Below are 25,459 nucleotides of genomic sequence, written 5' to 3' on the forward strand. Positions count from 1 at the left end.
TTATGCATGCTGTTTCATGAGGAGATTGTCCATGAGTGAATCCAACGCGGTGTATCGCGATCTGCATCTGCAACCCATCGCCGGGCAGTGGCGCGCCGGTGCCGCCGGCAAGACCCTGGCGGTGACCAATCCGTTTGACGGCGCGCTGTTGCTGGAGGTGGCCCAGGCTAACCGCAGCGACCTGGATGCGGCCTACGCCAAGGCCGCCCAGGTGCAGCCGCAATGGGCGGCCCTGGGGCCGTCGCAGCGCGCGGCGGTGCTGCACCGGGCGGTGGCGATCTTTGACCGGCGTAAGGAGGAAATCGTCGACTGGATCATCCGCGAATCCGGCAGCACGCGGATCAAGGCCCTGGCCGAGTGGGGCGCGGCGCGGGCCATTACCCTGGAGGCGGCGTCGTTCCCGGCGCGGGTCCATGGGCGGATTGTCGAGTCCGATGTGCCGGGCAAGGAAAGCCGGGTCTACCGCAGTGCCCTGGGGGTGGTGGGGGTGATCAGCCCGTGGAACTTCCCGCTGCACCTGACCCAGCGTTCCATCGCCCCGGCCCTGGCCCTGGGCAACGCGGTGGTGGTCAAGCCGGCCAGCGATACCCCGGTGTGCGGCGGCCTGCTGCTGGCCAGGATCTTCGAGGAAGCGGGGCTGCCCGCCGGGGTGTTCAGCGTGGTGGTGGGGGCCGGCAGCGAGATTGGCGATGCCTTTGTCGAGCACCCGGTGCCGGCGCTGATCACCTTCACCGGCTCGACCCCGGTGGGGCGCGGTATCGGCCGCATCGCCAGTGGCGGCGAGCATCTCAAGCATGTGGCCCTGGAGCTGGGAGGCAACAGCCCGTTCGTGGTGCTTGACGATGCCGACCTTGAGCAAGCGGTGAACGCCGCGGTGTTCGGCAAGTTCCTGCACCAGGGGCAGATCTGCATGGCGATCAACCGGATCATTGTCGATGAGCGGCTGTACGACGCCTTCGCCCAGCGCTTCGTGGCCCGGGTCAGGCAGCTCAAGGTCGGCGACCCGCAAGCGCTGGACACGGTGATCGGCCCGGTGATCAACGCCCGCCAGTTGCAGGGCCTGCAGGACAAGATCGCCCTGGCCCGCGCGCAGGGCGCCGAGCCACTGTACGAAGGCGGGGTGAACGGCAATCTGCTGGCGCCCCATGTGTACGGTGAGGTGCGCGCCGACATGGACCTGGCGCGCCATGAAATCTTCGGGCCGCTGGTGGGGCTGCTGCGCGCCCGGGACGAAGCCCATGCCCTGGAACTGGCCAACGACAGCGAGTTCGGTCTGGCCAGCGCGGTGTTCACCGGCAACCTGGAGCGCGGGGTGAACTTTGCCCGCCAGGTGCGCGCCGGCATGACCCATATCAACGATGTGCCGGTGAACGATGAGGCCAACGCGCCTTTCGGGGGCGAGAAAAACTCCGGGCTGGGACGCTTCAATGGCGACTGGGCAATCGACGAATTCACTCGCGACCACTGGATCAGCCTGCAACACCGGCCGCGTCAGTATCCCTTCTGACCCGGTCCTCTGAATAACCCCCCGGCCGCCCTGGCCGGGTTTTTGCGCATCCGTGAATGGACGGGCCGTTGCCGGCCTGTCGGGGACGGCTGCGCCTATGCAAAGCGGAGAACAATAATAATGAACACCCGTCATCCGATGCTGCGCCGTTCCCTGGTCGGGGCTTGCCTGTCTGCGGGCCTGTGCGGCCCTACCTGGGCTGGCGACGACAGCGGTTTCTTCGAGGGGAGCAAGACCGACCTGCTGTTGCGCAACTACTACTTCAACCGGGATTTTCGCGACCATGACGCGGCCAAGGGCCAGGTGGAGGAGTGGGCCCAGGGGTTCATCCTCAAGTTCAGTTCTGGTTACACCCCGGGCACCGTGGGGGTTGGTCTGGATGCCATCGGCCTGTTCGGCCTCAAGCTCGACAGCAGCCGCCAGGTCAGCGGTTCGGAGTTGCTGCCGGTGCACGACGATGGCCGCGCCGCGGATAATTTCGGCCGCGCCGGGGCGGCCTTGAAGGCGCGAATTTCCGCCACCGAGTTCAAGCTCGGCGAGCTGCTGCCGGACGTGCCGCTGCTGCGCTATGACGATGGCCGCCTGCTGCCGCAGACCTTTCGCGGGGCCATGCTGGTGTCCCGCGAGATCGACGGCCTGGGCCTGCAGGCCGGGCAGTACCGCGCGGTGAGCCTGCGCAATTCTTCGGACATGCAGGACCTGTCGGCCTGGGCCGCGCCGGGGGTGAAGTCCGACGGTTTCAACTACGTGGGTGCCGACTACCGCTTCAACCAGCAGCGCACCCTGTTCGGGCTCTGGCATTCGCAACTGCAGGACATCTACCGCCAGAGCTACTTCAACCTGCAGCACAAACAGCCGGTGGGCGACTGGGTGCTGGGGGGCAACCTGGGCTACTTCATTGACCGCGACGATGGCAGCGCGCGCATCGGCCGCATCGACAGCCACACCGCCTATGGCCTGTTCTCCGCGGCGCGGGCCGGGCACACGCTGTACTTGGGGGTGCAGAAGGTCAGCGGTGACAGCCCCTGGATGTCGGTCTACGGCAGCAGCGGCCGGACCCTGGGCAACGACATGTTCAACGGCAACTTCAGCAACGCCGGCGAGCGTTCCTGGCAGCTGCGCTATGACTATGATTTTGCCGTCTCCGGAGTGCCCGGGCTGCTGGCCATGGTGCGCTACGGGCGTGGCGACAACGCCAGCACCAAGGCTGGCAAGGATGGCCATGAGTGGGAGCGCGATACCGAGATCGGCTACACCCTGCAGAGCGGCAGCCTGAAGAACCTCAGCTTGCGGTTGAACAACGCCACCACCCGGCGCAGCTTCAACCGCGATTTCGACCAGACCCGGTTGATCGTCAGTTACCCGTTGTCGCTGTGAAAAACCTGTAGCCGCTGCCGCAGGCTGCGAACGGCTGCGCAGCAAGCGCAGCGGCAGATCGCCAAGCAAGGTCCTGCGGACCTTTGCGCAGCCTCGCCAAGGCTCGGCAGCGGCTACAGGGTGTGTCGGGATGCGTGTTGTGGTGGGCTCTGCGTTATGATGACCGCCCGTTTTTTCAGGAAGCTGCCCGCATGAGTAAACCCGGTCAAACGGTGCTGGTCGCGCTGCGCAAGATGATCGCCTCGGGCGAGCTGGCGGCAGGCGAGCGCTTGATGGAAGTGCCGACCGCCGAGCGCTTCGGGGTGTCGCGCATGCCGGTGCGCATGGCCTTTCGCACCCTGGAGCAGGAGGGCCTCTTGGTGCGTTTCGGTGGCCGCGGGTTTCAGGTGCGTTCGGTCAGCGCCGAGGACATCGCCGGGGCGGTGGAGGTGCGCGGGGTGCTGGAGGGCCTGGCGGCGCGCCAGACCGCCGAGCGCGGGCTGTCGGCCGAGGGCCGGGCGATCCTTGAGCGCTGTCTGGTCGAGGGCGATGCGCTGTTCGACAAGGGCTACGTCAACGAAGAAGACCTGGAGGTCTATCACGACCTCAACATGCGTTTTCACCAGGTGATCGTGGCGGGCAGCGGCAACCCGGCGATCGCCGATGCCCTGGCGCGCAATGACCACCTGCCGTTCGCTTCGGTCACCGCGCTGGCGGTGGATCGCCAGGACATGGCCCGGGAATACCGGCGCTTCAACTACGCCCATATGCAGCATCACTCGGTGTTCGATGCCCTGGTCAACGGCCAGGGCGCGCGGGCCGAAGCACTGATGCGCGAGCATGCCAACGCTACCCTGCGTTACGCCGAGATCTTCGGCTCGGCGCTGGCCGATGAGCGCATGAAACTGATCCTGCCTTCGCCGTGAGGCGCTAGAGGTCGAGCACCAGCAACGGGGTTTTGGCCCGGGAGCAGCAGGGCGTGAACTGATCGTTGCGCGCCTGTTCGTCCTCGGTGAGGAACAGGTCACGGTGCTCCGGCACCCCCTCCAGCACCCGGGTCAGGCAGGTGCCGCAGATCCCTTGCTCGCAGGAAATCGCCACTTCGATGCCCTGGTCCTGCAGCACCTGGACCACGCTGCGATCGGCCGGCACCTGGAACACCTGCCCGCTGCTGGCCAGCCTGACCGCAAAACTGCCATCGGCGCTGTGGTCCATGGGCGCGGCGCTGAAGTATTCGCGGTGCAGGCAGTGTTCCTTCCAGCCCAGGGCACGGGCGCTGTCCAGCACGTGCTGCATGAAGCCGCCGGGGCCGCAGACATACAGGTGCAGATCATCCTGTGGCTCGGCCAAGGCGTGAGCGATGTCCAGGGCGGTTTCCGGCTGTTGGTCGAAATGCAGGCTGACCCGCTCGGCGAAAGGCGATTGCCGCAGGCGCTGGACAAAGGCCGCGCGCTCGGCCGAGCGGGCGCAGTAATGCAGCTGGAAATCCGCGCCGTTGTGGGTCAGTTGCTCGGCCATGCTGAGGATCGGGGTAATGCCGATGCCACCGGCGAACAGCAGGCTGCGCCGCGCGCCGGGGGCCAGGGCAAACAGGTTGCGCGGCGCGCTGATGCGCAGGCGCGCGCCCACCTGCAGCTGTTGGTGCAGGCTGCTTGAACCGCCTCGCGAGGCGGGATCCTTGAGCACCCCGATCAGGTAGCGGTGGCGTTCTTCAGGGTGATTGCACAAGGAGTATTGGCGCACCAGGCCGTTGGCCAGGTGCACGTCGATGTGGGCGCCGGCGCTGAAGGCGGGCAGGGGGCTTGCGTCGGCCGCGGCCAGTTCGAAGCTGCAGATGTCCAGGGCTTCGTCGTGGCGCGCGACCACCAGTACGTCGATCATCATCGGTCCTCGCCAGCGGCCGCATCCGGGCCACCAGCCTGTCGGGTTCGGGGGAGGGCTTAACGGCTTGCCGCGATCAGCGCTTCTCGGGGCTCGCGCTCCTGGGCGATCAGGCGTTCCAGCACCCGTCGCGACTGCACGCCGCCGGCGTCGATGTTCAACTTGAGCAGGCTGCGCTGGGGTTGGGCGAGCAGGTTCTGCTGCTGGCGTTCGAGCATCTCCAGGTCTTCGCTGAAAATCTTGCCCTGGCCTTCGCGGATGCTCTCGGTGAGGGCCTGGTCCTGAGGATTGAAGTTGCGCGCCATGCCCCAGAAGTACCAGATCGAGGTGTCGCTTTCGGGGGTGATGAAATCCACCACGATGCTCGACGCCTTGTACGGCGCAGGGGCGTGGTAGCCACCGTGGCCGGCATGGGCCACGCCGACTTCGATCAGCACATGGCTGGGCGGGCTGAAGCGGCAGATCTGCCAGCGGTCCACCGGCACGTCGTCGGCCAGCTGGTTGCCGCGCAGGGCCATGCGCCAGAAGGGCGGCGGCATGACGTTGTGCATGTGTCGGGCGGTGACCACCTGATCGCCGTCCACCGTGGTCTGTGGTGGCGCCTCGTCGATCTCCTTCTGGCCGATGCTGGAGGCGTGGACGTAGGTTTCGTGGGTCAGGTCCATCAGGTTGTCGATCATCAGCCGGTAGTCGCACTGGATGTGGAACAACCCGCCGCCATAGGCCCACTGATCGTTGTCGGCCCATTCCAGGTGATGGATCAGCGCCGGGTCGGCCAGGGCCTGATCGCCGGGCCAGACCCAGATGAAACCGTAGCGCTCGACCGCGGCGAAGGTCTTGTTGCAGGGGAAGCCGCGAACCCGTTGGCCGGGCATCTCCACGGTCTTGCCGTCGCAGCCCATCACCAGGCCGTGGTAACCGCACACCAGGTTGCCGTTCTCGACATAACCCAGCGACAGCGGGGCGCCGCGATGGGGGCAGAAATCCTCGACGGCGGCGACCCGGCCTTCATGGGCGCGGTAGAACACCATCCGTTCGCCGCAGATCTGCCGGCCCAGGGGCTTGTTCTGCAATTCATCGGGGGTGCAGGCAACGTACCAGGCATTCTTGGGGTACATGAGGTCTCTCCAGGCGTTTGTTGTTTTTATTTAATGGATCCATTAAATGGTTCGCGCGCTGAGAGTGTCAAACGAATACGCCGATTTAGTGTTCGATAATCGGCTGCTTGTCGATGGTTTTAGGTTTTTGGATCCATTGATGGGTTTTTATGGATCCATTGGGCATGTGGCTGGGCATGCTCCGCGCCAGGGTTCGGGTCGGGCGGCGTGTGGCGTGGTGCAGGCAGGGCGCAGCGCCAGGGGCGGGAGTCCGGCGGCTGCGCTAGGGGGAGGAGGCGGCTGTGGGAAGTGGGGCGCTCAGCGCCGTTGCAGGCTGTCCTGCAGGCGCTGGATGCCTTCTTCGAGCATGGCCCGCGGGCAGCCGAAGTTCAGGCGCACGAATTGCCCGCAGTCGTCACCGAACTCCAGCCCGGCGCTGAGGCCGACCTTGGCCTCCTTGAGGAAAAAGGCGTAGGGGTCGGCCAGGCCCAGGGCGCTGCAGTCGAGCCAGGCCAGATAAGTGCCCTGGGGCGCGTGCATGCGGATGCCCGGCAGGCGGGTCTGCACCGCGTGCAGCAGGTAGTCGCGGTTGGCTTGCAGGTAGCCGAGCAGCGCCTGCAGCCAGGGGCCGCCGTGGGTCAGGGCGGCGTGGGTCGCCTCCAGGCCCAGGGGGCTGACGCTGTCCACCATGCCGGCGCGGGCGTTGTTGAAGGCCAGGCGGGTGGCCGGGTCCTGGACGATGGCGAAGCAGGTCTTCATCCCGGCGATGTTGTAGGCCTTGCTGGCCGACATCAGGGTGATGGTGCGGCGGGCAATCTCCGGGCTCAGGGTGGCGGTGGGAATGTGCCGGCGACCGTCGAAGCACAGTTCGGCATGGATCTCGTCGGAGATGATCAGCGCGCCCTGGTCCAGGCAGGCAGTGGCCACCGCCTGCAGTTCATCCCGGGGGAAGACCTTGCCCAGCGGGTTGTGCGGGTTGCTCAGGAGCATGGCGCCGGCGCCTTGCAAGGCCTGGCGCAGTGCATCCATGGGCGTGTCGTAGGTGCCCTGGGCGGTGAGCTGGAACGGCACTTCGATCTTGTCCAGGCCCCAGTTGCCCGGGGCCAGGCGCAGCGGACGATAGTTGGGGGTCTGCACCACCACCGGTTGCCCGGGTTTGACGAAGGCGTGCAGGGCCATGTTGAAGCCGGGCTCGACCCCGGGCAGGAAGATCAGTTCGTCGGGTTGCACGCGCCAGGCGTATTTGTCCCAGAGGTCGGCGACCACCGCTTCGCGCAACTCGTCGCGGGCCACGCTGTAGCCCAGCAGCGGGTGCTCCAGGCGCTGGCGCAAGGCCTGGAGGATGCCGTCGGCCACGGCGAAATCCATGTCGGCCACCCACATCGGCAGGACATCCTCGGGGTAGCGGCTCCATTTGGTGCTGCCGGTGCCATGACGGGGGTGCAGGGTATCGAAATCGAAGCTCATGAACGGCTCTCGTCGCCTGGGAAAGGTAGCGCGGATTCTAGCGCTTTCGCAGCTGTCCCGCGGGGAATGCGGGGGTGGGGCGCTGGTCGGCGTATCGCTGGCTCAAAGGCCGCGCGACAGTTCGGATAGGTTGCGCTGCGGGTTCAATAAGTGCCCGCGCCTGTTTATTTAAATAGGGATATTGGTAGTGCAAATGTTTCGGCCTTGAGCGGTTTTTGTCGAATCTTGTGCGTACTGTTTTTTAAGGTATTTCTTAGATTGTGTTTTTACCTGCTGTTATATGGTGTGGCGGTTGTCATGGACACTGGCGTGCCAAGCAAAACAGTGTGGCAGCGAAAAAATCAATAAAAAGGAGCAGGGCGATGAAGCTCGAAAATGGAATTCGCTACCGTGATTTTTCTGTCCCCTATCTGGTGGATGAAACACTTCGGGAGGGTATTGAACGCACCGCCTTTCCCATCACGGTGGACGCCAAGTTATCCATCCTCAAGGCCATGGTCGAGGCTGGACTGCGGGATTTCGTGGTGGGTTGCGGGCCGGAGGAACCCCTGGTCTGGGACCGGTTGCATCGGGCACGGCAAGCCGGCGAATTGCCGGCCGACACCCAGGCCACGTTCATCATCCTGCTGAACTGCTGGGAAACCGCCTTTGATTACTTCAAGGCCCGGGCTCATCGACGGGAATGGATTGCCGACACCGTCTTCAGCTTCGGCATGATCACCTACCGGCAGGACGATCGAGAGTTCGAGCGCGCAATCCGGGCGTTTCGCGACATCGGCGCCGTCAAGTTCAAGGCCAGCGTGCTCAACAACTTCCGCAATGGGGTATGCGAGCAGCGTTATGCCGGGATCTGCCGGCAGATCGACTGGGCCGTCAACCTGGGGGTGGAGATCATCCGCATCAACGACTCCGTGGGTTCGCTGCAACCCCATGTGACCCGCTGGCTGTGCTCGAAGCTGGTGGTGGACTACCCGCACCTGGTGTTCTGCCTGCACGCCCATAACGACAACGGACTGGCCCTGGCCAATACCATGCAGGCGATTCAATGCGGTTTTCAGATGGTCGAAGGGGCCCTGGCCGGATTTGGCAACCGCTCCGGAATTGCACCACTGGAGCAAGTTGTGAAGTTGTGTCGGGACAACAATATAAAGTTGGGCGCGCAAGCGTTGGATCTGGACAAGTTGATCGATGCCTCGCGTTATTGTGAGGAAAAGTTGCTGCAGTTGCCCGGCGTCTATCGTCCGGTTAGTGGCAAGTTTGAAACATTGTCCAATTATGGCGTGTTGAATATTCCGGACTTTCTGGACACTCAGGATGAAAAGGCTTACTTCGTCAATTATGTGGGCTTGCATCCGCAGACCATCCGTCAAGCCCTGGCCGATTATTCATCGCTCAGCACTCCGGTTGCCGAGATTGCCGATGAGGAGCTGTGGCCGATCGTCGAGAACCTGAAAGAGGAAATGCGCGCCTCGATGGCGGACATCGAGGTCCGTTATCAGCACGCGATGGCCGGGGTGATGGAGTTCTACCGTTCCTCTACCTACAGCCCGATGCAATTGGCCCGCTATGCCGAGCGCCAGCTTCTGCAGGAGCAATCGGCCCATGGATAAGGTGTTCACCGTGGTGATGCCGCTGTTTGCGATGATTTTCGCCGGCTACTGGATCGTGCGGCTGGAGGTGATCGGCAAGGACACGGTCAAGGGCCTGGTGGGGGTGGTGTTCTGGTTGTTCCTGCCGTGCTTCATCTTCATCAAGACCCTCGGCACCCGGGACCATGGCGAGCTGGATTGGGCCTTGCTCAGCGCCTATTACCTGGCCTGCCTGGTGACCTTCATGATCGCCGCCGTGGGCGGGCGGCTGATCTGGGGCGGCAACGCGCGGGTGGCCGGTCTGCGCGGGCTGTCGTCCATCTCCGGGGTGGTGGGCTACATGGGGTTGCCCTTGATGGTCATGGCGTTTGGCGACGAAGCGGCGCTGCCGACGCTGATGATCACCATGGCCGACAACCTGGTGATCCTGGCGGGGGGCGCGCTGATCATGGAACTCACCGAGCCGCGCGATGCGCAGGACAGGCCGGATCTGGCCCGTGTGCTGCTGACCACCGGCAAGTCGATCATCAGCAACCCGCTGATTCTGGCGGTGGCCCTGGCGGCGCTGTGCATCGCCCTGCAGTGGCGGTTGCCCAGCCCGCTGCAGATCTTCGCCACGCAGATGACCAACGCCACCGGTCCCCTGGCGCTGGTGGCCCTGGGCGCCGCCTTTGCCGTGCACCGCCAGCAGAACCTGATCAAGGGCGACGCTTTGGCCCTGGCGCTGTTGAAGGTGGTGGTGTTGCCGGTGCTGGTGTTCGTGTCCGCCCGCTATGTGTTTGGCCTGGGCGAGTTCCTGGTCAAGATCGCGGTGATCATGGCGGCGCTGCCAGTGGCGGTGAACGTCTTTATCCTGGCCTCGCGCTACAAGACCTACGAGACCGAGGTGTCCAGCAGCATGCTGCTCTCGGCGGTGATGGGCATCGGGGTGATCTCGGGGTTGCTGGTGCTGCTGGATTGAGCCGCGGCGCTCGTCACCCTTGAGTGCTTGAAACACCCCGCCCGGGTGATGCCCTGGCGGGGTGTCTGTTGTTGCTGCGGCGGACTGGCTGGTCCGTCCTGACGCGCCGTTGCGTGCGCGTTGCCTTCCTCTATCTTGGGCAAGGTCTGCCTCTAGGCAGCTTTTCCCTTGCCTGTGCCTCAGAAAAACCTCGTTTCGCAACGCTTCGGGTTAGGCAAACAATGAACCCCTGCATACGCCTGCCCGACTGCCCGGTGCGTTGTGGCGATGCACTGCCGATCGATTTGTTCTTCCTACAAAAACAACAGGGAGCAAGCGATGAACCGCCATTCGAGCAAGACCGCGTCCGGCGACCCCGGGCAGGTCGCCAACACATCAAGCGAACGGGGCCGCAGAGCCCGCAACGGTGACGATCCGCCTGTGCAGCCCGTGCTGGGCCGGGCGATGCACCGCTGACCAAGACTCGTCGTGCCTGGTGCTGTACCGCCCGTGAATACGGTCGCTTCCAGGCTCTTGCTGTGCAGGTTCGTGCGGGCGAGCCGGCTTTCTTGAGGAAGGGTTTCATGTCCAACACCTTGCGTTGCGGCGTTGCATTGTCGTGGCTTGTGCTGTGTGCCGGGGCTTCGGCCCAGGCGCAGAACCTCACGGTCATTTCCTTTGGCGGGGCCACCAAGCAGGCCCAGGAAAAGGCCTATTTCCAGCCATTCAACCAGAGCGGAGCGGGCCAAGTGGTGGCCGGTGAGTACAACGGCGAACTGTCGAAGATCAAGGCCATGGTCGATGTCGGCAAGACCAGCTGGGACGTGGTCGAAGTGGAAAGTCCGGAGCTGTTGCGCGGCTGCGACGAGGGCCTGTTCGAGCCTTTGGATCTGTCACGTTTCGGCGATCCGGCGCAGTACGTCCCTGGCACCCTGAGCGAGTGCGGCGTGGCGACCTATGTCTGGTCGATGGTCATGGCCTTCGCTCCGCAGAAACTGGCCAAGGCCCCGGGCTCCTGGGCGGACTTCTGGAACCTCAAGGACTTCCCCGGCAAGCGCGGCCTGCGCAAGAGCGCCAAGTACACCCTGGAGATCGCGCTGCTGGCGGACGGAGTCGCCCCCGAGCAGCTGTACCAGGTGCTCAATACGCCGGAAGGGGTGACCCGGGCCTTCGCCAAGCTGGACCAGATCAAACCCTATATCCAGTGGTGGGAAGCCGGGGCCCAGCCGCCCCAATGGCTGGTGGCGGGCGATGTGGTGATGAGCGCGGCCTATAACGGACGCATTGCCATGGCCCAGAAGGAGGGCATGCGCTTGAGCATTCTCTGGCCCCAGAGCCTGTACGACCCGGAGTACTGGGCCGTGGTCAAGGGGTCGCCGAACAAGGCCCTGGCCGAGGATTTCATCCTGTTTGCCAGCCAGCCCCAGGCGCAGAAGCTGTTCTCGCAGAACATTCCCTACGGACCGGTACACCGTCAGGCCTTGCCGCTGTTGCCTGAAGCGGTGCAGCAGCAACTGCCGACCTATGAGGCCAACCTGAAAGGCGCGCGGGCGGTGGATGCGGCCTTCTGGGTCGATCATGGCGAGGAGCTGGAGCAGCGCTTCAACGCCTGGGCCGCGCGCTGACGGACGACCCTGGCCTGTTGGCGCGAGCTTGCCTGTGCCACCTTGAAAAACGCCGTGTTCACCCAGTGGACACGGCGTTTTCGTGGTGGGGCATCGCCCGCGCATTCACTCCTGCGGCGTTTCAGTCCGCGACGGGAGGCTGGGTCAGCCAGTCGATAAACAGCGAAAACAGCTCGGCCTGGGAGTTGATGGCCAGTTTGGTGTAGAGGTTCTTGCGGTGCATGCGCACGGTTTCCGGAGAGATCTGCAGCACCTTGGCGGTGGATTTCACCGAGTGACCGCGCAGGATCAGGTGGGCGATCTCCCGCTCGCGGACCGTCAACAGCGGATTGCCGAAACTCATGAAGGCGGCTTCGATCTGCTGGTTGAGGTTGGCCGGCGCCCGGGTTGGCAGCCGATCCGCCGGGGCTTGTCGCAGCAGTTGCTGCAGGCCGCCGGTGGTGCCGAAACGGCGCAACAGTTCACGCACCAGCGGTTCCACGGCCCTTAGCAGGGCCAGGGGCGCGCTGGCGAAGCGTGCGCCGCTCAGGCCCTGGAACATGCACAGGGAAATCTTGCTCTGGGAGTCGAGGTCGACGATGTAGTAGCTGTCTTCGGCGCCCCCGGTCTTGAGGTAGTAGGTCTTGTAGTACTGGCTGCTGAAGAAGTCGTCCGGGGCGATCTCCGAGAGGTGGTAAAAGCCTTCCGCCAGGCCGTTTTCCACGGCCAGGCAGAAGGGATCCAAGAGGTAGCCCCGGGAAAAGTAGCGGTTGATGATCGCGTCGCGGTACTCGCCGACTATGCCTTGCTCGTGCAGCAACTGCGGTGGCAGGCCCTTGCGCTCCAGGCTGATCATCATGGATTCGATCGGGGTCAGGGCGTTCAGCGCCGCGGCCAGGCGGGGCAGGAACGCATCATCGTCCAGAGCCTGGAACGCCTCGGCCAGGCCGGCATGCCAGCTCTGCAGGGCCTGGAGGGAGAGAAGGGCAGTGGGGGTGTTGTCGGGTGCGCTCATGCCCGGCAGTTTAACGGCCGGGCGCAGGCCGGGTAAGAGCCCGCGACACGGCTCCGGGGCGATCGGTTGCAGGCGCATCACCCCAGGTACTGACCGTCGCGACGCAGCTCGGCGGCGGCCTCCAGAATGCATTCGCGCAAGGTGTCGACGATCTGGTCGATCTGCTGATGGTTGATGATCAGCGGCGGCGACATCACGTTGAGGTGGCCGATCGGGCGTACCAGCAAGCCCTTGGCCTGGGCCCGCAGGTGGATGCGCTCGGCGATGTTCAGGGCTTCGGGCAGCAGCGCCTTGCTCTGCTTGTCCGCGACGAATTCGACACAGGCCATCAAGCGCTTGCAGCGCACATTGCCCACCAGCGGCAATTCGGCCAGGGTCTGCAGGCGCTGCTCCATGTAGCGCCCGACATCCTCGACATGGGCCAGCAGGTTCTCCCGCTCGATGATCTCGATGTTCTTCAGCGCCGCGACGCAGCTCACCGGGTGGCCGCTGTAGGTGAAACCGTGGGTAAAGCAACGGCCTTTGCCCGGTTCGCCGATCACCTGCCAGATGCGCTCGGAAAAGATGCACGCCCCCAGCGGCAGGTAGCCCGACGTCAGGCCCTTGGCGGTGGTGATGATGTCCGGCTGCATGCCGAACACCTCCTGTGAGGCGAAGAAGGTTCCCAGGCGTCCGAATGAGGTCACCACCTCGTCAGCCACATACAGTAGGTCGTAGCGTTGGCAGATTTCCCACATGCGAAGGTGATAACCCTCGGGCGGAATTATCACCCCGCCGGAGCCCATGATGGGTTCGGCAAAGAACGCCGCGACCTTGTCCGGGCCGATGGTGAGGATCTTGTCTTCGAACTCGGCCAGCAGAAACTCGAGAAATTCTGCCTCGCTCATCCCGGCCGGGGCCCGGTAGTAGTTGGGGCAGGAGATGTGGTGGAACAGATCACTCATGAAGTCGAATTCGGGGGCCCGGTCCGCGGCCTTGTTACCGATGGACATGGTGAGGAAGGTGGAGCCGTGGTAGGCATTGATCCGTGAGATCACGTGCTTTTTCTCATGCTTACCGCGACTGTTCTGATAGAACTGCACCAGGCGATAGGCCGTGTCCACCGCCGTGGAGCCGCCGGTGGTGAGGAACACGTGATTCAGGTCGCCCGGAGCCAGGCTGGCGAGTTTTTCACAGAGCTCGATGGCGCTGACGTTGGCCATGTCGCAGAACGGGTTGGAGTAGGCCAGCTGCCGTACCTGATCGGCGATGGCCTCGGCCATTTCCTCGCGCCCCAGGCCGATGTTGGTGCACCACATGCCGCCGACCGCGTCCAGATAGCGTCGGCCGGCGGTGTCATAGATGTAGGCGCCTTCACCGGCGGCGATGTTCAGCGAGCCCTGCTCACGGTGTTCGTCGAACATGTGGAAACCGTGCATGTAATGCGCCTTGTCGGCGGCCACCAGCTTGGGTTCGTCGAACTGCTGGAAGAAGGTTGCGGGTTGGATAGCCATGGGCTTTACCTCGGGTCGAAGCATGACGTGGACAATTTGTGAAATTGGCGCCGGCAGTTCACTTGCCGATCTTCACCATGTTCCAGGTGCGGGTGATCAGGCGGGTACTGGCGGGTGACTGGATGGTCTGGGTGAACAGCCGCTCGCGGGTCTGGGCATCGGGGTAGATCGCCGGGTTGTCGCGCACTTCGGCGCTGAGCAGCGGCGTGGCCTTGAGATTGGCATTGGCATAGCGGATGTAGTCGCTGACCTCGGCCATGACCTGGGGCTGCAACAGGTATTCGATAAAGGCATGGGCATTGGCCACATTCGGGGCGTCGGCGGGAATGTAGAAGTCATCGAACCAGATCAGCGACCCTTCCCTGGGGATGAAGTAATCAAGCTTGACCGGTGCCCCGGCTTCATTGGCCCGGGCCTGGGCCGTGGCGTAGTCGCCGGACCAGGTGGCGCTCAGGCACAGCTCGCCATTGGCCAGGCCATTGAGGTAGCTGGTGGAGTCGAACTTGCGAATGTAGGGGCGCACGGCCATCAAGGCCTCCTGCGCGGCCTTGAGATCGGCGGGTTCGGCGCTGTTGGGATTGCGCCCCAGCCAGGCCAGGACCAGCGGCAGGATATCGGTGGGCGAGTCCTGCAGCGTCACCCCGCAATCGGCGAAGCGTGACACCACCTTGGGATCGAACAGCATCGCCAGGGAACCGATGGGCGCATCCGGCATCCGCTCGCGGATCTTGTCGACGTTGTAGGTCACGCCATTGCTGCCCCAGGTATAGGGCGCCGAATACTGCACACCCGCGTCGTAGTTCTCCAGGCTCTTGAGCACCTGGGGATCGAGATTCTGCCAGCTGGGCAACAACTGCTTGTTCAACGGCTGGAACACCCGCGCCTTGATCAAGGGCGGCACCAGCGCGGCATTGAGCACCACCAGGTCATAGCCGGAGCGCCCCGGAAGCAGCTTGCCCTGCACGGTTTCGTAAGAGTCGAAGGTGTCGTAGATCACCTTGATCCCGCTGGCCTTCTCGAAGCCGGCGAGGGTGTGCTCACCGATGTAGTCCGACCAGTTGTACAGGCGCAAGGTCTTGTCGGCGGGCTCCTGAGCCTGCAACCCGACTGCCGCCACCGCCAGAACCACGCCAAATACCGCAGGGAATGCTATGCGCATGCTGGAATTCCGCCTTGAACCTGATGGAAGGAGCCCGGGTCGAGCCATTGGCGCTACTGTCCGCGAGCGACCGGACACATGCCATAACCCGATCGGGTAGGTGACCGCGCGCGCAGAAGAGGAGGGAGCAATCCGCCGTCATGTGTGCAATCATCCAGCGCCGCTGCCCCACTGCGAGACGGATTTGCAGCTGCCCGGAAACCTGCGGAAACAGCCCGGCAGAAAAAATATCGAATAGGAGTTGCCAGGAATGGAAAACATGTCCATAATTGCGACCATTCCTCAGCGAGGAAACGGAAAAACTCTTTAAAAATCAAAGAGTTGCGAGATGAGGTTGATCTCGAATACCGTTACAGTTTGTACGTGTTCAGTGTTGCTTTACGGTACTGGACACTTGGGGCCGAGTAGCAAAATGGTTATGCAGCGGATTGCAAATCCGCCTACGCCGGTTCGATTCCGACCTCGGCCTCCACCCTTGAAAACCCCGTAGATTAACGTCTACGGGGTTTTTTATTGCCTGGGATTTGGGCAATCACTTCCGCAATTTTTTGAATTGCTTCCGCAATCGGGCTTTCTAATCGCTGAGTTGACGTACGACTTTGGGGTGGGAGTGGGTAGTGGTGTGGCTGGCTAAAGGCTGTTGCGCATCGCAGCAAGTAGCGCCCGCTTTGCTTGATCACTGTTTATTTGTACAGTATTATTGTGATGTAAAAATGAATCTTGACAAGCTGGGCATTGGGCAAGAAAGGTGGTTAGATAGCTTTTTAATGGCATGTCGCCACCTTCTTACTGGATTGAGGATGTCACTTGGCTACTCTAACTACTGCCGAAGTTGATGCTCTGCAAATTGAGAATTTCATTTTTCACGTAGTTCATCATGGAGCTGATGATCCAATTTTGTTCGACGACACACCACTGGCGACTTTTGAGCAATTCTTCATTGATCGCATCAAAGAGACACTCAAAGGAAATAGGTTTCTTTTCAAAGTTAACTCCCAGGTTAAGGAAAAACTGGAGAGCTGGGAAAATGGAGAGCATTCATTTGTAGATATCTCCAAAAACTTAGCGCGCCAGTTTCACCGTGTAGGTGACAAACGGATGAAAACAGGTGTTTTGATCGTCATCGGACTGAAAACGAATGAGAGGAAGTTATATTCACTCATTAAGTATGATTCCGAGAAGGTTGTCACCTTCGTCCGTGAAGGAGCTAGAGCTATTCTGCAGGCAGTGACGAACAACTTTACGGAGTCACCTAAGGCGTTACAGAAATCGGCTCTGATAGATCTCAAAGCCGATGAGGCCGAGGTTGTGATAATTGATCGTATGAACCGTACAGGAATAAGCGATTTCTATAAAAATTTCTTAGGTGTCGAGCGGCTGCGTAATTCAAAGGAGATGACTAGCGACTTGGTTAAGGCTGTTAGGAAGACAGTTAAGGTTCACGCTGCAGAGTTGCCTCGGGCCATTACTTCCAAGGTCTCTGATAAAATCGTAGAGATTGCGAAAGCTAGAAAAGAATTCGAAGTTGAAGCTTTTTTCAATGACTTTTTTGGTGTGAAGGCTAGTGAAGAAATTCGTCAAACTTTTGATCGGACATTGGATAGCCTCAAACTTACCGGCGAAGCCTTTGAGTACGATGAAGGTGAGCTCCCCAAAAGCGAAGACAAGAAGTACATAACCTCTGAAGGTATTCGTATAACTATGCCAGCGAAAGCTAAAGGACTTTTGGAGGTTAAGCACACTAAGGATGAGTCTATTATCACTATTCGAACGAGTCGATTGCAGGAAATATGACCAAACAAATCGGCAATGAGATCAGCGGCTTTTTTCGAAGGCTAGCGAATCAGCCTGGAGCGACGCTGACGGAGTCGATTCAGAGTGTTCGTGTGGATAACGTGAATCACTACACTCCGGAATTGGTTGATGAGCTGAAAGCGATAGCCTCAAAAGTTGAGCAACTCGATTTGGGGCTGCTGGAATTGTTTGGTGATGTGGCAGGCAGGCTAGGGATAGCCGAAATGGAATGGGACGATATAGAGGGCGAAAGCCTTACGATTATTTTGGAAAAAACAAGCCAGGATGATCGGTGTTTTTTCTTCAGTCAAAAAGGTTTTAAAAGTTGGCTGGAAGGGCTCTCTGTGACGAGTCAGAACGTGAGTGATCGTAAGTGTATTGAGATTACTGACGATTTTTCTGAATTTTCCACATTCCTTTTTACTGTAAAGCAGTTTGGAAGCCCACGGACATTGCCTGATTTCAAACAGGCTCCTGAAAAACCTGGAAAGTTGGTTCGTGACTTCACGCAGCGCTTCACACCGCAGTACATTGACCCATGGTTGCTCATTGATAAGCCCGCGAAGACAAGCGAGTCTTTCCGAACATGGTCAGGTGTGGCTATACAGAGGTTGGTTTATTGTTTGCCAACGGAGATTCGAGCTGAAGGAAGCGACGCACAGGTGTTTTTCCGTGGAGGGCGGTCTCTGCCAATCTCTATTGATAAAGAGGTTGTTTGGGATGAAGTTAATTTTGAGCTTATTTACGACGTCTGTGAATGGGTGTATTCCACTCCCCGTGAAGCGGAAACAAAATTCCAACTGTTGAATAACCATGTGGGTATCAATTGGAGCCTTGAAGAGGCTTGGCCCTCAGGAACTAACCACCTACTTCCAAATAGTTTTGCAGGTGCCAAAGAAGCCTTCTCTTTCCATCTTCAGGAGCAAAGCAAGGAGGCCGTAAAGAGCTTGGGAGATCTCCGAAAGGGGTTGCAAGAGGAGGTCAATAAAACACAGTCGGCAACGAGGGATTTGGTTGCAGCACTCTGGCGAGACTTTGCGGTAGCGGGAGTAGTCGCGGCACTTAAGGCCCCTATACTACCCAATGTTATTCCAGATATTTCAATCAAGGCTCTTCAGATTGGGGTGTCAGCGCTTTTGTTTTTGAGTATTTTAGTTAGCACTATTTCTAATTGGAAATTCAATAGTCTGGCTGATTGTAGTCGCCGCAACTGGCGTAAAAAGCTGTATAGCTTTATGTCAGATGCGGACTGGAAGAGTCTAGTAGAAAAACCTATTTCATCTGGGCGCACTGTATATTGGGTTTCTTGGTCGTTTTGTCTATTGCTTTATTTGACGATGATTAGGTATTTTCTTGGTCTGGCTATCCCCGATGTTGTTGCTAACTACGTTGATCGTCCCTTTGTTCTACTATATAACTTTATCTGCGCTGTCCTTTCCTATTACTGCTAATGTTGATGGTTGGTTTTCCGTCGATAAACTTTTAGTATGAAGCTACTTTGTTCGAAAAAACATTGTTAGTCATTCGCTGTCGATTGTAATACTCGGTAGTATCGGGATTATTTTGTAGGTTTAACAATCTCACCAACCCGCCGATAGACCTTCTTAGTCATCTCCTCAGTTGAGTGCCCCAGCAACCGGCTTGCATGCGTCAGCTCGATCTCACTAGCCGCCTTCGGCCGAATGTCCTTGAACTGAAACTGCCGAATGCTGACCGCCAGTGCCGGATCGCCATCGGCCGCTGCCTTGATGGCGGCCTTCTCCCGGGCATCATCCCAGCGATTGCGTAGCATCTGCTGGCTCATTCGTAGCCCTGACGCGTTGGTGATCAGCGTCGATGTCCTGATTCCGTTGATGGCCCTGCGTTCCTGTAGATCCTCGATAAAGGCGCTCAACCCGGACTGGACGCCTTCCTCCTCCAGGCGCAGGCGCAGGCGCTTTTCGGTCTTGCCCTGGCCAATCAGCAAGAACCCATTGTTCAGGTCGGTGGCGGCGATCTTGAGCACGTCTGCGGGGCGTTGGCCGGTCAGGTAGGCCAGGTCCATTGCGTCCTTCAGTTCTTGCACCGCCTCGGCGTACACCGCATTCCATACGGTCTCGCCGGCGTAGTAGTCCCTGGGCTTTTCCTTGTTACGGCGAACGCCGAAGCACGGGTTGGCTTTGTCGGTCAGGCCCCACTCTCGGGCGATGGTGAACGCGTGGGAGAGTAGGGCGATTTCTCTGTTGGCCCGGACCTTGGCGGTTCTGGCATCGCGGTATTGGGCGATCACCTGGGGGGTGATCGATTCGATAGGTGCGTTCTCAAAGGCTCTCCTGAGCTGCTTGAGTTCCTTGCGGTTGTCCGACTGGGTGCGGATCGACTTGCCGGGGATGATCTCCTTTTCGTACCGGTCGAATACGTAGCTCATCAGGTGGTTAGGCTTGGGTGGCGTTCTGCGCTCCAGCCTGGCCCATTCCACCTTGGCCTGATCGAGGTCGGTGCCTAGTGGGATTTCTTTGCGTTTGCCGGCGGCGTCCCTGCCGTCGTAGTAGTACGCCGTCCAGATCTGGCCGTTCTTGCCCTTTCTGATACGGCGCACCATACGCGGCGGCAGGTCGCGGTTGGCTGTGGTTCTCTTGCGCACGGGTCAGCTCACATTCGCAAGGTTGAGCGACCAGACTTCAGTCACGGCACTAGCTGCAGAGGGTTTAATGCCGGCTAACTTCATCCTGGCGTAAACCCGGCCAACGATGGGGCGCCGTGCACCGGTCAGAACAAACTCCCAATTGTTGTTGGTCAGCCATTGGATCTGTTTGGACGGGAGCTGATAGCCCGTGATGGTTGCGAGCTCTTCGTCGGCCAGGGTTTCGCTTTGTAATGAGTTAGCTGCATATGGGGCGTTATTAGTGCTCATGCGGCGACCTCACTTTGAAAGCTCAAGAAATGCAGTTGCTGCCACTCTTGGATCTTGGCCGTTTCCAATGGCGCGGTTCCTGTCCATCCGATCGGCCATCCCATGAGGCTTTCCCAGAAATCCGGGTTCACATAGAGCTTGCCGGTGGGTGTTCCACGAAGCTTGTTCTGGCTTCCTCCTACCTCCTGGAAGGTTCCGCCCCAGCGGCTGGAGCCATGGCATGGAGTCGGCCACGATCCAGCAACGGGTTCTGGTGTGGGGGCGCCAACGTGGTTCGATCCCAGCACTCCCCATCGAGCAGAAAACCCCAGCTCGGCCAGGTCACCGAGCACTGTTCCAAGTCCTCGGTGAGTGAGAGCTGACGAGTTCTCCACGAACGCAAATCGGGGTCGTACTTCGCTAATGATTCTTGCCATGTGCCGCCAGAGGGAGCTCGCTTCCCCTTCAATACCGGCTTTTTTTCCTGCTTGGGATATGTCGGTGCAAGGAAATCCCCCAGAAACCACGTCAACAAACCCGCGCCATGGGTAGCCGGCCCAGTAGAGCATGGCGACGGTGAGTATCAGGCCGATCAGGGCAATGATCTGTATGTGGGTCATGTGGTGTGCTCCGGTGGGTTTGGCTGGTGGTGGCAGCCCTTGGGTTATTGCTCGTGCTCGGCGATGTCGCTTTGTTGCTTGGCGTGTTCTTCATCCGCCCGGTAGGCGCGGATGTCGATCAGTGCGGCAACGTGGCGGATGTGTGCGTACTTCGGTGCCTTGCGGCTGCTGTCCAGGGTGGTGACGGGCAGTTGAATGCGGCCGCTGCTGATCTCGGCGGCGAACGACTGTTCGTTGAGGTTGCGGAAGTACTGCACGCGGATCTTTTCCAGCGGGATCAGTACGTCGCCGAAGGTGCGATACAACAGCTCGACTGTGGCGGTTTCCGGTGCTGGCATCAGGCGCAGCGGGGTCTGGTTGGCGTTACTCATTGGCTTGCTGGCTCTCCATGCGCTGGCGGCGTTTCGGGTGGTTCCAGGTGATCAGGCAGTGGGCTTTGGTCAGCTCGCGCAGATGCTCGGGTACCTCAAGGAGCGCAGCGTTGCGCTCCTCTTTGGTCCGTAAGGCGATGATCTGGCGGGCGTACTCCCTAGGCCACGTCACGGCGGTCTGCCGGGATAGCGGGCAGGGCGAGGCCCAGTTGCTCGGCGAGCCAGGGAATGCCGGCCTGTCGAACCCGCGTTGACTGGCTGTATTGCATGCCGAGTTTGTCGTGGTACCAGTTGCCGTCCTTGATACGCAGGTACTCCCGATCCCGCATTGGGAAGGCCGGCAGGTTGTGTTCGGTGAGTAGGTGCTTCTCGCGCATCAGCTTGATCAGGGCGGCGGGAGGCTTAGCAGGCTCGTTGGTGGGGGCAAAAATGGGGCTGGTCGCTGGGGCGGCTTTAGGCTCCATCGTTCCAGGGCTTGGCACAGCAATCGGTGGGGCTATCGGTGCCGCCATTGGGGGAACCGTAGGTTACTTTGGCGGGGATGCCCTGGGCTCCTATGCCGGCAAAGCGATGTTTGGTTCTGACGATTCCCTCAAGCGGATGCCCGCAGCGGGCCCGCTGATGCTGGCCAATGCCGGGAAGGACATCCCGCCGGTCCTGGGCGACATCGCGAAATCGTTCAAGACCGGACAGACACCTCCGATGATGGGGCAGGTGGTGCGCTCCATGGGGACCGCCTCGCCGTCGGCAACTGTGCCCGCAATGCTCAAGGCGCCCGAACCTGCGAAGCAGGTGCCCAAGGTCGACCAGCAATTTGCTTTCTCGCCGAACCTGCAGGTCACGGTGCAGGGGGACGTTAAAGACCCAGCTCAGGTGGCCCGGGAGGTTGAGCCTTACATGCGCCGGATGTTCGACGAGTACAGCCGCCAGGCTGCGGCTCGTCAGCTGTCGGACGAACCACACGTTTAAGGAGGTGCCATGGCGTACATGGAACAACTGCAGTCAGGGTTCCAGTCCCTGGTCGAGGCGGGGGAGGCGGGCCGCAGCAGTGCGGATGGCATGCTGACCCCGCTGAACGGAGCCATCAGCGAGATTACCGGCGCCGCCTCTGAGCTGGAGAGCATCCCGTTTGTGGGGCCTGAGATGGGCGCCAAGCTGCAGCGGACCTTGCGCGGCATCACCGCCGCGCAGTCCGTGGTCGGTGAGGTGGCGGCCAAGTACAGCCAGGCCGTGTCGGCGGCGGGGCAGATCCAGCAGCGGCTCGGTACGTTGCAGGAGCAGACCGCCAAGGCCAGCGCGGCGATCAACCGGATCGGTGGGCAGGTCAGCCCGTCCCTGGGCAGCATCCTTCCGACCGGTTCATTCGGTGGCCTGGGTACTCCGGCCGCCGCGGCGGTGAAGCCGTTCCCGCACTTGCTGATCATTCAGCCGTTCCGGGTTGCCGGTGAAGCCTTTTACTTCAACCTCGACACCGCAGCCTTTGAAGAACTGCGCCGTCAGACCGGTTTCCGCTGGGCCGGCCAGGAACGCCTGACCCGCAGCATCGCGCAGCAGGCGGTCGGACAGGGCGACGACAAGATCACACTCAAGGGCGCGGCGTTTCCGGGGTTCAAGGGTGGACTGGGTCAGTTGCAAAAACTGCGCAGCATCGGTCGACGCCTGCAGCCGCTGAGCCTGACCACGGGCTATGGCGAGGTGCTGGGCACTTGGTGTCTGACCAGCCTTGAGGAGGAGCAGAGCCATCTGCTGGCCGGGGGCATCCCGCGTAAGCAGGGCTTTTCAATGGAGTTCGTGAGCTATGGCGACGACATGCAGAACGTCTGACGGGGATCTGCTGGACACCCTGTGTCACCAGTATTACGGGCACCTCAATGGCAGTGTCGAAGCGGTGCTCGATGCCAACCAGGGGCTGGCCGATGAGCCCCAGCCGTTCCGGGCTGGGGTGCTGATCGTGCTGCCGGATCTGCCGGCGGTGACTGAGGCCGCACTGCAGCTGTGGGATTAGCCGGCGGCTTTGGCGCATTCCTTGGCGTTGGCCTGGTAGGACGTGTTGTCTTCGGAGTACTGACGAGCATCTTTGAAAATCATGCCCTGCCAGGATGAAGCCGCGTCGATTGCGGCGGAACGGCATTTAGCGAAGGGGGCAAACAGCGATCCGAAGCGGTCGCTTTCGTCTTGTAGCTTGTTCAGCGCAATGGCCTGCTCACGAGCTTGTTTACTGTCCATTGTTCCGGATTTGGCTAGGTTCTGGCCATGCTCTACTGCCTTGTTAAGACGTTTGAGGAAGTCGCGGGCTTCCTCGGGCTTGATCTTCTTGGCCGCTTCTTGGGCGGCTATGGCCTGTCTGCCGCGCTCTGCGGCTTCGGCGCTCACGGGGACGTCGTCACCCAGGTCTATAACCCGCAGTTTCTGTTCGGCCTGTGCCATCGAGGCGGCCAACAGGCACAGCGTCAATCCGAAAATCCTTTTCACTCTCTCAACTCCTGTAGGGGCAACGGCTCGGGATTCTATGAAGTCCCCGTCGCTGTGTCACCCAGGGGGAGGCTTATTGCATGACGCCTGTATTCCGAATCGTTGCGGACGGCAAGAACATCACCGCGCTGATCAATGACCGGCTGTTGACCCTGCGCACTTCGGACAAGCCCGGCATGGAGTCGGACGAGTTTGAGCTGCGCATCGACGACCGCGACGGCGCTGTGGCCTTGCCCAGCCGTGGCGCCAGTATCGAGGTGTTTATGGGCTATGCCGGCCAGTCACTGACGCGCCTGGGTCGCTATATGGTGGACGAGGTCGTGGTGACGGGGCCGCCTGACTCTATCGAGATCCGGGGCAAGGCCAGCGACATGCGCGGCAGTGGCAAGACCACCCGCAGCGGGAGTTGGGAAAGCGTCCCGCTGCAGCAGATCGTGCGCGATGTGGCGACCCGCAATGGCTGGCAGCCGGTGTGCCCGGTGACCACCAAGGTGCCCCGGGTCGATCAGCTCAATGAATCCGACTTCAACTTCATCACCCGCCTGGCCAAGCAATACGACTGCACGGCCAAGGTGGCCGACGGCAAGCTGCTGGTGCTGCCCCGTCAGGCCGGGCAGAGCGCCAGCGGCAAGGCCCTTGGTACTGTCACCATTACTCGTAGCGACGTGAGCCGCTATCAGTTCCGCCTGGGGGACAAAAGCACCCACAAGGCGGTGCAGACCAAGCACCAGGACAAGAAGAGCGGAAAGCTGCGGGTCGTCGACCTGGGCAACGATGACTCACCGGACGGCCTGCCGCCGGTGCACACCGATCGCCACATCTACCCGAACAAGTCCGCTGCCGAGCGGGCCGCCAAGGCCCGTCTGGCGGCATTCAACCGTAGCACCGCCGGTGTACGCCTGGAGATGCCCGGCCGAACCGATCTATTCGCTGAACGCATGATCAATGCCCAGGGCTTCAAGGTCGGCCTCGATGGCGAGTACCTGGTGGACTCGGTCGAGCAGGTGTTTACCCAGTCCGGGTGGAGCACCACGGTCGAATGCAACGGCGGCAAGAAGGGTAAGGCGAAAGCCAAAGGCAAGAAAAAGAAAGAAACCAAGCCGCTCAAGGTTGTGCAGCTTTAACCCCCATCATCACTGGAGATATCAGGCATGACGATTACCGTGCAGCAGCTGCTGCAGATCCTCCCCAACGCCGGCGCTAAAGCCGGCGTTTTTGTTCCTGCTCTCAACGCTGCCATGAGCAAGTACGCAATTATCACCCGGCTGCGGATGGCAGCGTTCATCGCGCAGATCGGCCATGAGTCCGGCCAGCTGCAATGGGTACGCGAGCTGGGCAGCAATCAGTACCTGAGCAAGTACGACACTGGCACCCTGGCCAAGCGCCTGGGCAATACACCCGAAGCGGATGGCGACGGTCAGAAGTACCGGGGCAGGGGGCTTATTCAGGTCACCGGCCGGGCGAACTACGAAGCCTGCAGTGAAGCGCTGTTCAGCGATGCTCGACTACTCAACACCCCGGAGCTGCTGGAAGCTCCGGTCTATGCCGCGCTGTCGGCGGGTTGGTTCTGGCAGCGGGCAGGGCTGAACACCCTGGCCGATAAAGGCGACTTCCTCACCATCACCAAGCGCATCAACGGAGGAACCAACGGCCTGGCGGATCGCGAGGCGCTATATCAGCGTGCATTGAAGGTGCTGCCTTGAAGGCCCCGGGGTGGCTGTTGCCGGTCCTGGCCCTGGTGCTGGGGTTCGCCCTGGGTGGTTGGCTGGCCTGGACGTGGCAGGCCAACGCCTACGGCAAGGATCTCGCTGATCAGGCCGAGGCGTACAGCACTGATCGCGAGCAGGCCGCCACGGCGGTGATCAACTGGCAGGAAACTCAGCAGGAAGCCCGCCGGGCCCTGGAGGATCGCCTGCAGACGAATGACGAAACCTACTACAAGGAATTGCGCGATGCTCAAACGAACCAGGCTCGTCTGCGTGATCGGCTTGCTACTGCTGATCTGCGGCTGTCAGTCCTACTCAACACCACAGCCGAGGGTGGTAGCGGTGGGGTGCCAGCGACCACCGGCACCTGCGGCGTGGTTCATGGAGGCGCGCGAGCCGAACTTGACCCAGCGGCTGCTGAACGAATTGTCGCCATCACCGGAGACGGTGATCAAGGATTGATCGCCCTGGCGGCCTGCCAGAGCTACGTCAAAGAAATCGTTCCAATGAAGTGAA

At 61.0% G+C, this 25,459-nt stretch carries 26 protein-coding genes and 1 tRNA gene; 15 read left to right on the forward strand and 12 right to left on the reverse strand.

The genetic code is table 11. The features are described from left to right. Positions 1-31 precede the first annotated feature (31 nt). The 3 genes from GGI48_RS28175 to GGI48_RS28185 all read left to right on the forward strand — a co-directional run bounded on the left by GGI48_RS28175 (position 32) and on the right by GGI48_RS28185 (position 3,789). Complete coding sequence (locus GGI48_RS28175) at positions 32-1,507, forward strand: aldehyde dehydrogenase family protein (protein WP_179601187.1); 1,476 nt, start codon at positions 32-34, stop codon at positions 1,505-1,507. Positions 1,508-1,627: 120 nt separating this feature from the next. After that, positions 1,628-2,884 (forward strand): OprD family porin, encoded by a 1,257-nt coding sequence (locus GGI48_RS28180; RefSeq protein ID WP_179601189.1) that lies wholly within the window; start codon positions 1,628-1,630, stop codon positions 2,882-2,884. Positions 2,885-3,075: 191 nt separating this feature from the next. Further along, positions 3,076-3,789, forward strand: coding sequence for a GntR family transcriptional regulator (locus GGI48_RS28185; RefSeq protein WP_016966916.1), 714 nt, complete (start codon positions 3,076-3,078; stop codon positions 3,787-3,789). 4 nt (positions 3,790-3,793) lie between these two features. On the opposite strand, the gene GGI48_RS28190 is transcribed toward GGI48_RS28185, so the two are convergent. From GGI48_RS28190 to GGI48_RS28200, 3 genes are all read right to left on the reverse strand, one after another. Continuing rightward, positions 3,794-4,744 (reverse strand): PDR/VanB family oxidoreductase, encoded by a 951-nt coding sequence (locus GGI48_RS28190; RefSeq protein WP_179601191.1) that lies wholly within the window; start codon positions 4,742-4,744, stop codon positions 3,794-3,796. Positions 4,745-4,803: 59 nt separating this feature from the next. Next, the gene (locus GGI48_RS28195; protein ID WP_179601193.1) at positions 4,804-5,862 is read right to left on the reverse strand and encodes an aromatic ring-hydroxylating dioxygenase subunit alpha; all 1,059 of its coding nucleotides are present in this window, start codon (positions 5,860-5,862) and stop codon (positions 4,804-4,806) included. 297 nt (positions 5,863-6,159) lie between these two features. Next, complete coding sequence (locus tag GGI48_RS28200) at positions 6,160-7,308, reverse strand: MalY/PatB family protein (protein ID WP_103740798.1); 1,149 nt, start codon at positions 7,306-7,308, stop codon at positions 6,160-6,162. 326 nt (positions 7,309-7,634) lie between these two features. Between GGI48_RS28200 and GGI48_RS28205 the strand changes: the two genes are divergently transcribed. From GGI48_RS28205 to GGI48_RS28215, 3 genes are all read left to right on the forward strand, one after another. Further along, entirely contained in the window at positions 7,635-8,918 is a 1,284-nt protein-coding gene (locus GGI48_RS28205; protein WP_260620554.1) for a pyruvate carboxyltransferase, read from the forward strand. Continuing rightward, positions 8,911-9,858, forward strand: coding sequence for an AEC family transporter (locus GGI48_RS28210; RefSeq protein ID WP_179601194.1), 948 nt, complete (start codon positions 8,911-8,913; stop codon positions 9,856-9,858). The genes GGI48_RS28205 and GGI48_RS28210 overlap by 8 nt, the downstream gene beginning before the upstream one ends. A 563-nt stretch (positions 9,859-10,421) precedes the next feature. Beyond that, the gene (locus tag GGI48_RS28215; RefSeq protein ID WP_179601195.1) at positions 10,422-11,462 is read left to right on the forward strand and encodes an ABC transporter substrate-binding protein; all 1,041 of its coding nucleotides are present in this window, start codon (positions 10,422-10,424) and stop codon (positions 11,460-11,462) included. 121 nt (positions 11,463-11,583) lie between these two features. On the opposite strand, the gene GGI48_RS28220 is transcribed toward GGI48_RS28215, so the two are convergent. From GGI48_RS28220 to GGI48_RS28230, 3 genes are all read right to left on the reverse strand, one after another. Further along, positions 11,584-12,456 (reverse strand): helix-turn-helix transcriptional regulator, encoded by an 873-nt coding sequence (locus GGI48_RS28220; protein ID WP_179601196.1) that lies wholly within the window; start codon positions 12,454-12,456, stop codon positions 11,584-11,586. Between the two features lie 77 nt (positions 12,457-12,533). Then, positions 12,534-13,949: an aminotransferase gene (locus GGI48_RS28225; RefSeq protein WP_179601198.1), complete on the reverse strand. Its 1,416-nt coding sequence runs from the start codon at positions 13,947-13,949 to the stop codon at positions 12,534-12,536. 58 nt (positions 13,950-14,007) lie between these two features. After that, positions 14,008-15,108, reverse strand: coding sequence for a polyamine ABC transporter substrate-binding protein (locus tag GGI48_RS28230; protein ID WP_016966907.1), 1,101 nt, complete (start codon positions 15,106-15,108; stop codon positions 14,008-14,010). A gap of 398 nt (positions 15,109-15,506) precedes the next feature. On the opposite strand from GGI48_RS28230, the gene GGI48_RS28235 reads away from it, so the two are divergent. The 3 genes from GGI48_RS28235 (at position 15,507) to GGI48_RS28245 (ending at position 18,353) form a co-directional block, all read left to right on the forward strand. Continuing rightward, positions 15,507-15,580: transfer RNA gene (locus GGI48_RS28235), tRNA-Cys, on the forward strand. Between the two features lie 335 nt (positions 15,581-15,915). Continuing rightward, positions 15,916-16,902, forward strand: coding sequence for a nucleoid-associated protein (locus tag GGI48_RS28240; RefSeq protein WP_179601199.1), 987 nt, complete (start codon positions 15,916-15,918; stop codon positions 16,900-16,902). Next, positions 16,899-18,353, forward strand: coding sequence for a hypothetical protein (locus GGI48_RS28245; protein ID WP_179601200.1), 1,455 nt, complete (start codon positions 16,899-16,901; stop codon positions 18,351-18,353). Before GGI48_RS28240 ends, GGI48_RS28245 begins: the two co-directional genes overlap by 4 nt. A 107-nt stretch (positions 18,354-18,460) precedes the next feature. On the opposite strand, the gene GGI48_RS28250 is transcribed toward GGI48_RS28245, so the two are convergent. The 5 genes from GGI48_RS28250 to GGI48_RS28270 all read right to left on the reverse strand — a co-directional run bounded on the left by GGI48_RS28250 (position 18,461) and on the right by GGI48_RS28270 (position 21,196). Continuing rightward, positions 18,461-19,525 (reverse strand): tyrosine-type recombinase/integrase, encoded by a 1,065-nt coding sequence (locus tag GGI48_RS28250; protein ID WP_179601201.1) that lies wholly within the window; start codon positions 19,523-19,525, stop codon positions 18,461-18,463. Between the two features lie 3 nt (positions 19,526-19,528). After that, positions 19,529-19,795 carry a DUF4224 domain-containing protein gene (locus GGI48_RS28255; protein WP_047287337.1) on the reverse strand — a complete coding sequence of 89 codons (267 nt, stop codon included), beginning with the start codon at positions 19,793-19,795 and terminating at the stop codon, positions 19,529-19,531. Beyond that, on the reverse strand, positions 19,792-20,394 hold the full coding sequence (locus GGI48_RS28260) for a DNA cytosine methyltransferase (protein ID WP_260620555.1): 603 nt from the start codon (positions 20,392-20,394) through the stop codon (positions 19,792-19,794). Before GGI48_RS28260 ends, GGI48_RS28255 begins: the two co-directional genes overlap by 4 nt. Positions 20,395-20,438: 44 nt before the next feature. Then, complete coding sequence (locus GGI48_RS28265) at positions 20,439-20,765, reverse strand: pyocin activator PrtN family protein (protein ID WP_179601202.1); 327 nt, start codon at positions 20,763-20,765, stop codon at positions 20,439-20,441. Positions 20,766-20,923: 158 nt separating this feature from the next. Further along, entirely contained in the window at positions 20,924-21,196 is a 273-nt protein-coding gene (locus GGI48_RS28270; RefSeq protein WP_179602170.1) for a DNA-binding protein, read from the reverse strand. On the opposite strand from GGI48_RS28270, the gene GGI48_RS28275 reads away from it, so the two are divergent. Genes GGI48_RS28275 through GGI48_RS28285 form a run of 3 tightly spaced genes read left to right on the forward strand, consistent with a single transcriptional unit; the run spans position 21,195 to position 22,770 of the window. Beyond that, entirely contained in the window at positions 21,195-21,734 is a 540-nt protein-coding gene (locus tag GGI48_RS28275; RefSeq protein WP_179596127.1) for a hypothetical protein, read from the forward strand. The two genes, GGI48_RS28270 and GGI48_RS28275, sit on opposite strands and share 2 nt — an antisense overlap. A gap of 9 nt (positions 21,735-21,743) precedes the next feature. Next, positions 21,744-22,589: a phage tail protein gene (locus GGI48_RS28280; RefSeq protein ID WP_179601203.1), complete on the forward strand. Its 846-nt coding sequence runs from the start codon at positions 21,744-21,746 to the stop codon at positions 22,587-22,589. After that, entirely contained in the window at positions 22,564-22,770 is a 207-nt protein-coding gene (locus tag GGI48_RS28285; protein ID WP_179601204.1) for a tail protein X, read from the forward strand. Before GGI48_RS28280 ends, GGI48_RS28285 begins: the two co-directional genes overlap by 26 nt. On the opposite strand, the gene GGI48_RS28290 is transcribed toward GGI48_RS28285, so the two are convergent. Further along, on the reverse strand, positions 22,767-23,237 hold the full coding sequence (locus GGI48_RS28290; protein WP_179601205.1) for a hypothetical protein: 471 nt from the start codon (positions 23,235-23,237) through the stop codon (positions 22,767-22,769). The two genes, GGI48_RS28285 and GGI48_RS28290, sit on opposite strands and share 4 nt — an antisense overlap. Before the next feature lie 80 nt (positions 23,238-23,317). Here GGI48_RS28290 and GGI48_RS28295 point away from each other — a divergent pair, with 80 nt between their 5' ends. Genes GGI48_RS28295 through GGI48_RS28305 form a run of 3 tightly spaced genes read left to right on the forward strand, consistent with a single transcriptional unit; the run spans position 23,318 to position 25,458 of the window. After that, entirely contained in the window at positions 23,318-24,361 is a 1,044-nt protein-coding gene (locus tag GGI48_RS28295; RefSeq protein ID WP_179601206.1) for a phage late control D family protein, read from the forward strand. Positions 24,362-24,388: 27 nt separating this feature from the next. Continuing rightward, complete coding sequence (locus GGI48_RS28300; protein ID WP_179601207.1) at positions 24,389-24,940, forward strand: glycoside hydrolase family 19 protein; 552 nt, start codon at positions 24,389-24,391, stop codon at positions 24,938-24,940. Next, positions 24,937-25,458 (forward strand): lysis system i-spanin subunit Rz, encoded by a 522-nt coding sequence (locus GGI48_RS28305; protein WP_179601208.1) that lies wholly within the window; start codon positions 24,937-24,939, stop codon positions 25,456-25,458. Before GGI48_RS28300 ends, GGI48_RS28305 begins: the two co-directional genes overlap by 4 nt. Position 25,459 lies beyond the last annotated feature (1 nt).

This window comes from Pseudomonas protegens (genome assembly GCF_013407925.2).
Taxonomy (GTDB): domain Bacteria; phylum Pseudomonadota; class Gammaproteobacteria; order Pseudomonadales; family Pseudomonadaceae; genus Aquipseudomonas; species Aquipseudomonas fluorescens_AP.

Excerpts from the sequence above, each read along its gene's own strand:
- GGI48_RS28185 (WP_016966916.1), top strand. The coding sequence starts at position 3,076 with ATGAGTAAACCCGGTCAAACGGTGCTGGTCGCGCTGCGCAAGATGATC.
- GGI48_RS28260 (WP_260620555.1), bottom strand. The coding sequence starts at position 20,394 with ATGACCCACATACAGATCATTGCCCTGATCGGCCTGATACTCACCGTC.
- GGI48_RS28190 (WP_179601191.1), bottom strand. The coding sequence starts at position 4,744 with ATGATCGACGTACTGGTGGTCGCGCGCCACGACGAAGCCCTGGACATC.
- GGI48_RS28175 (WP_179601187.1), top strand. The coding sequence starts at position 32 with ATGAGTGAATCCAACGCGGTGTATCGCGATCTGCATCTGCAACCCATC.
- GGI48_RS28210 (WP_179601194.1), top strand. The coding sequence starts at position 8,911 with ATGGATAAGGTGTTCACCGTGGTGATGCCGCTGTTTGCGATGATTTTC.
- GGI48_RS28265 (WP_179601202.1), bottom strand. The coding sequence starts at position 20,765 with ATGAGTAACGCCAACCAGACCCCGCTGCGCCTGATGCCAGCACCGGAA.
- GGI48_RS28215 (WP_179601195.1), top strand. The coding sequence starts at position 10,422 with ATGTCCAACACCTTGCGTTGCGGCGTTGCATTGTCGTGGCTTGTGCTG.
- GGI48_RS28280 (WP_179601203.1), top strand. The coding sequence starts at position 21,744 with ATGGCGTACATGGAACAACTGCAGTCAGGGTTCCAGTCCCTGGTCGAG.
- GGI48_RS28200 (WP_103740798.1), bottom strand. The coding sequence starts at position 7,308 with ATGAGCTTCGATTTCGATACCCTGCACCCCCGTCATGGCACCGGCAGC.
- GGI48_RS28225 (WP_179601198.1), bottom strand. The coding sequence starts at position 13,949 with ATGGCTATCCAACCCGCAACCTTCTTCCAGCAGTTCGACGAACCCAAG.
- GGI48_RS28180 (WP_179601189.1), top strand. The coding sequence starts at position 1,628 with ATGAACACCCGTCATCCGATGCTGCGCCGTTCCCTGGTCGGGGCTTGC.
- GGI48_RS28295 (WP_179601206.1), top strand. The coding sequence starts at position 23,318 with ATGACGCCTGTATTCCGAATCGTTGCGGACGGCAAGAACATCACCGCG.
- GGI48_RS28230 (WP_016966907.1), bottom strand. The coding sequence starts at position 15,108 with ATGCGCATAGCATTCCCTGCGGTATTTGGCGTGGTTCTGGCGGTGGCG.
- GGI48_RS28285 (WP_179601204.1), top strand. The coding sequence starts at position 22,564 with ATGGCGACGACATGCAGAACGTCTGACGGGGATCTGCTGGACACCCTG.
- GGI48_RS28195 (WP_179601193.1), bottom strand. The coding sequence starts at position 5,862 with ATGTACCCCAAGAATGCCTGGTACGTTGCCTGCACCCCCGATGAATTG.
- GGI48_RS28220 (WP_179601196.1), bottom strand. The coding sequence starts at position 12,456 with ATGAGCGCACCCGACAACACCCCCACTGCCCTTCTCTCCCTCCAGGCC.
- GGI48_RS28275 (WP_179596127.1), top strand. The coding sequence starts at position 21,195 with ATGGGGCTGGTCGCTGGGGCGGCTTTAGGCTCCATCGTTCCAGGGCTT.
- GGI48_RS28300 (WP_179601207.1), top strand. The coding sequence starts at position 24,389 with ATGACGATTACCGTGCAGCAGCTGCTGCAGATCCTCCCCAACGCCGGC.
- GGI48_RS28245 (WP_179601200.1), top strand. The coding sequence starts at position 16,899 with ATGACCAAACAAATCGGCAATGAGATCAGCGGCTTTTTTCGAAGGCTA.
- GGI48_RS28255 (WP_047287337.1), bottom strand. The coding sequence starts at position 19,795 with ATGAGCACTAATAACGCCCCATATGCAGCTAACTCATTACAAAGCGAA.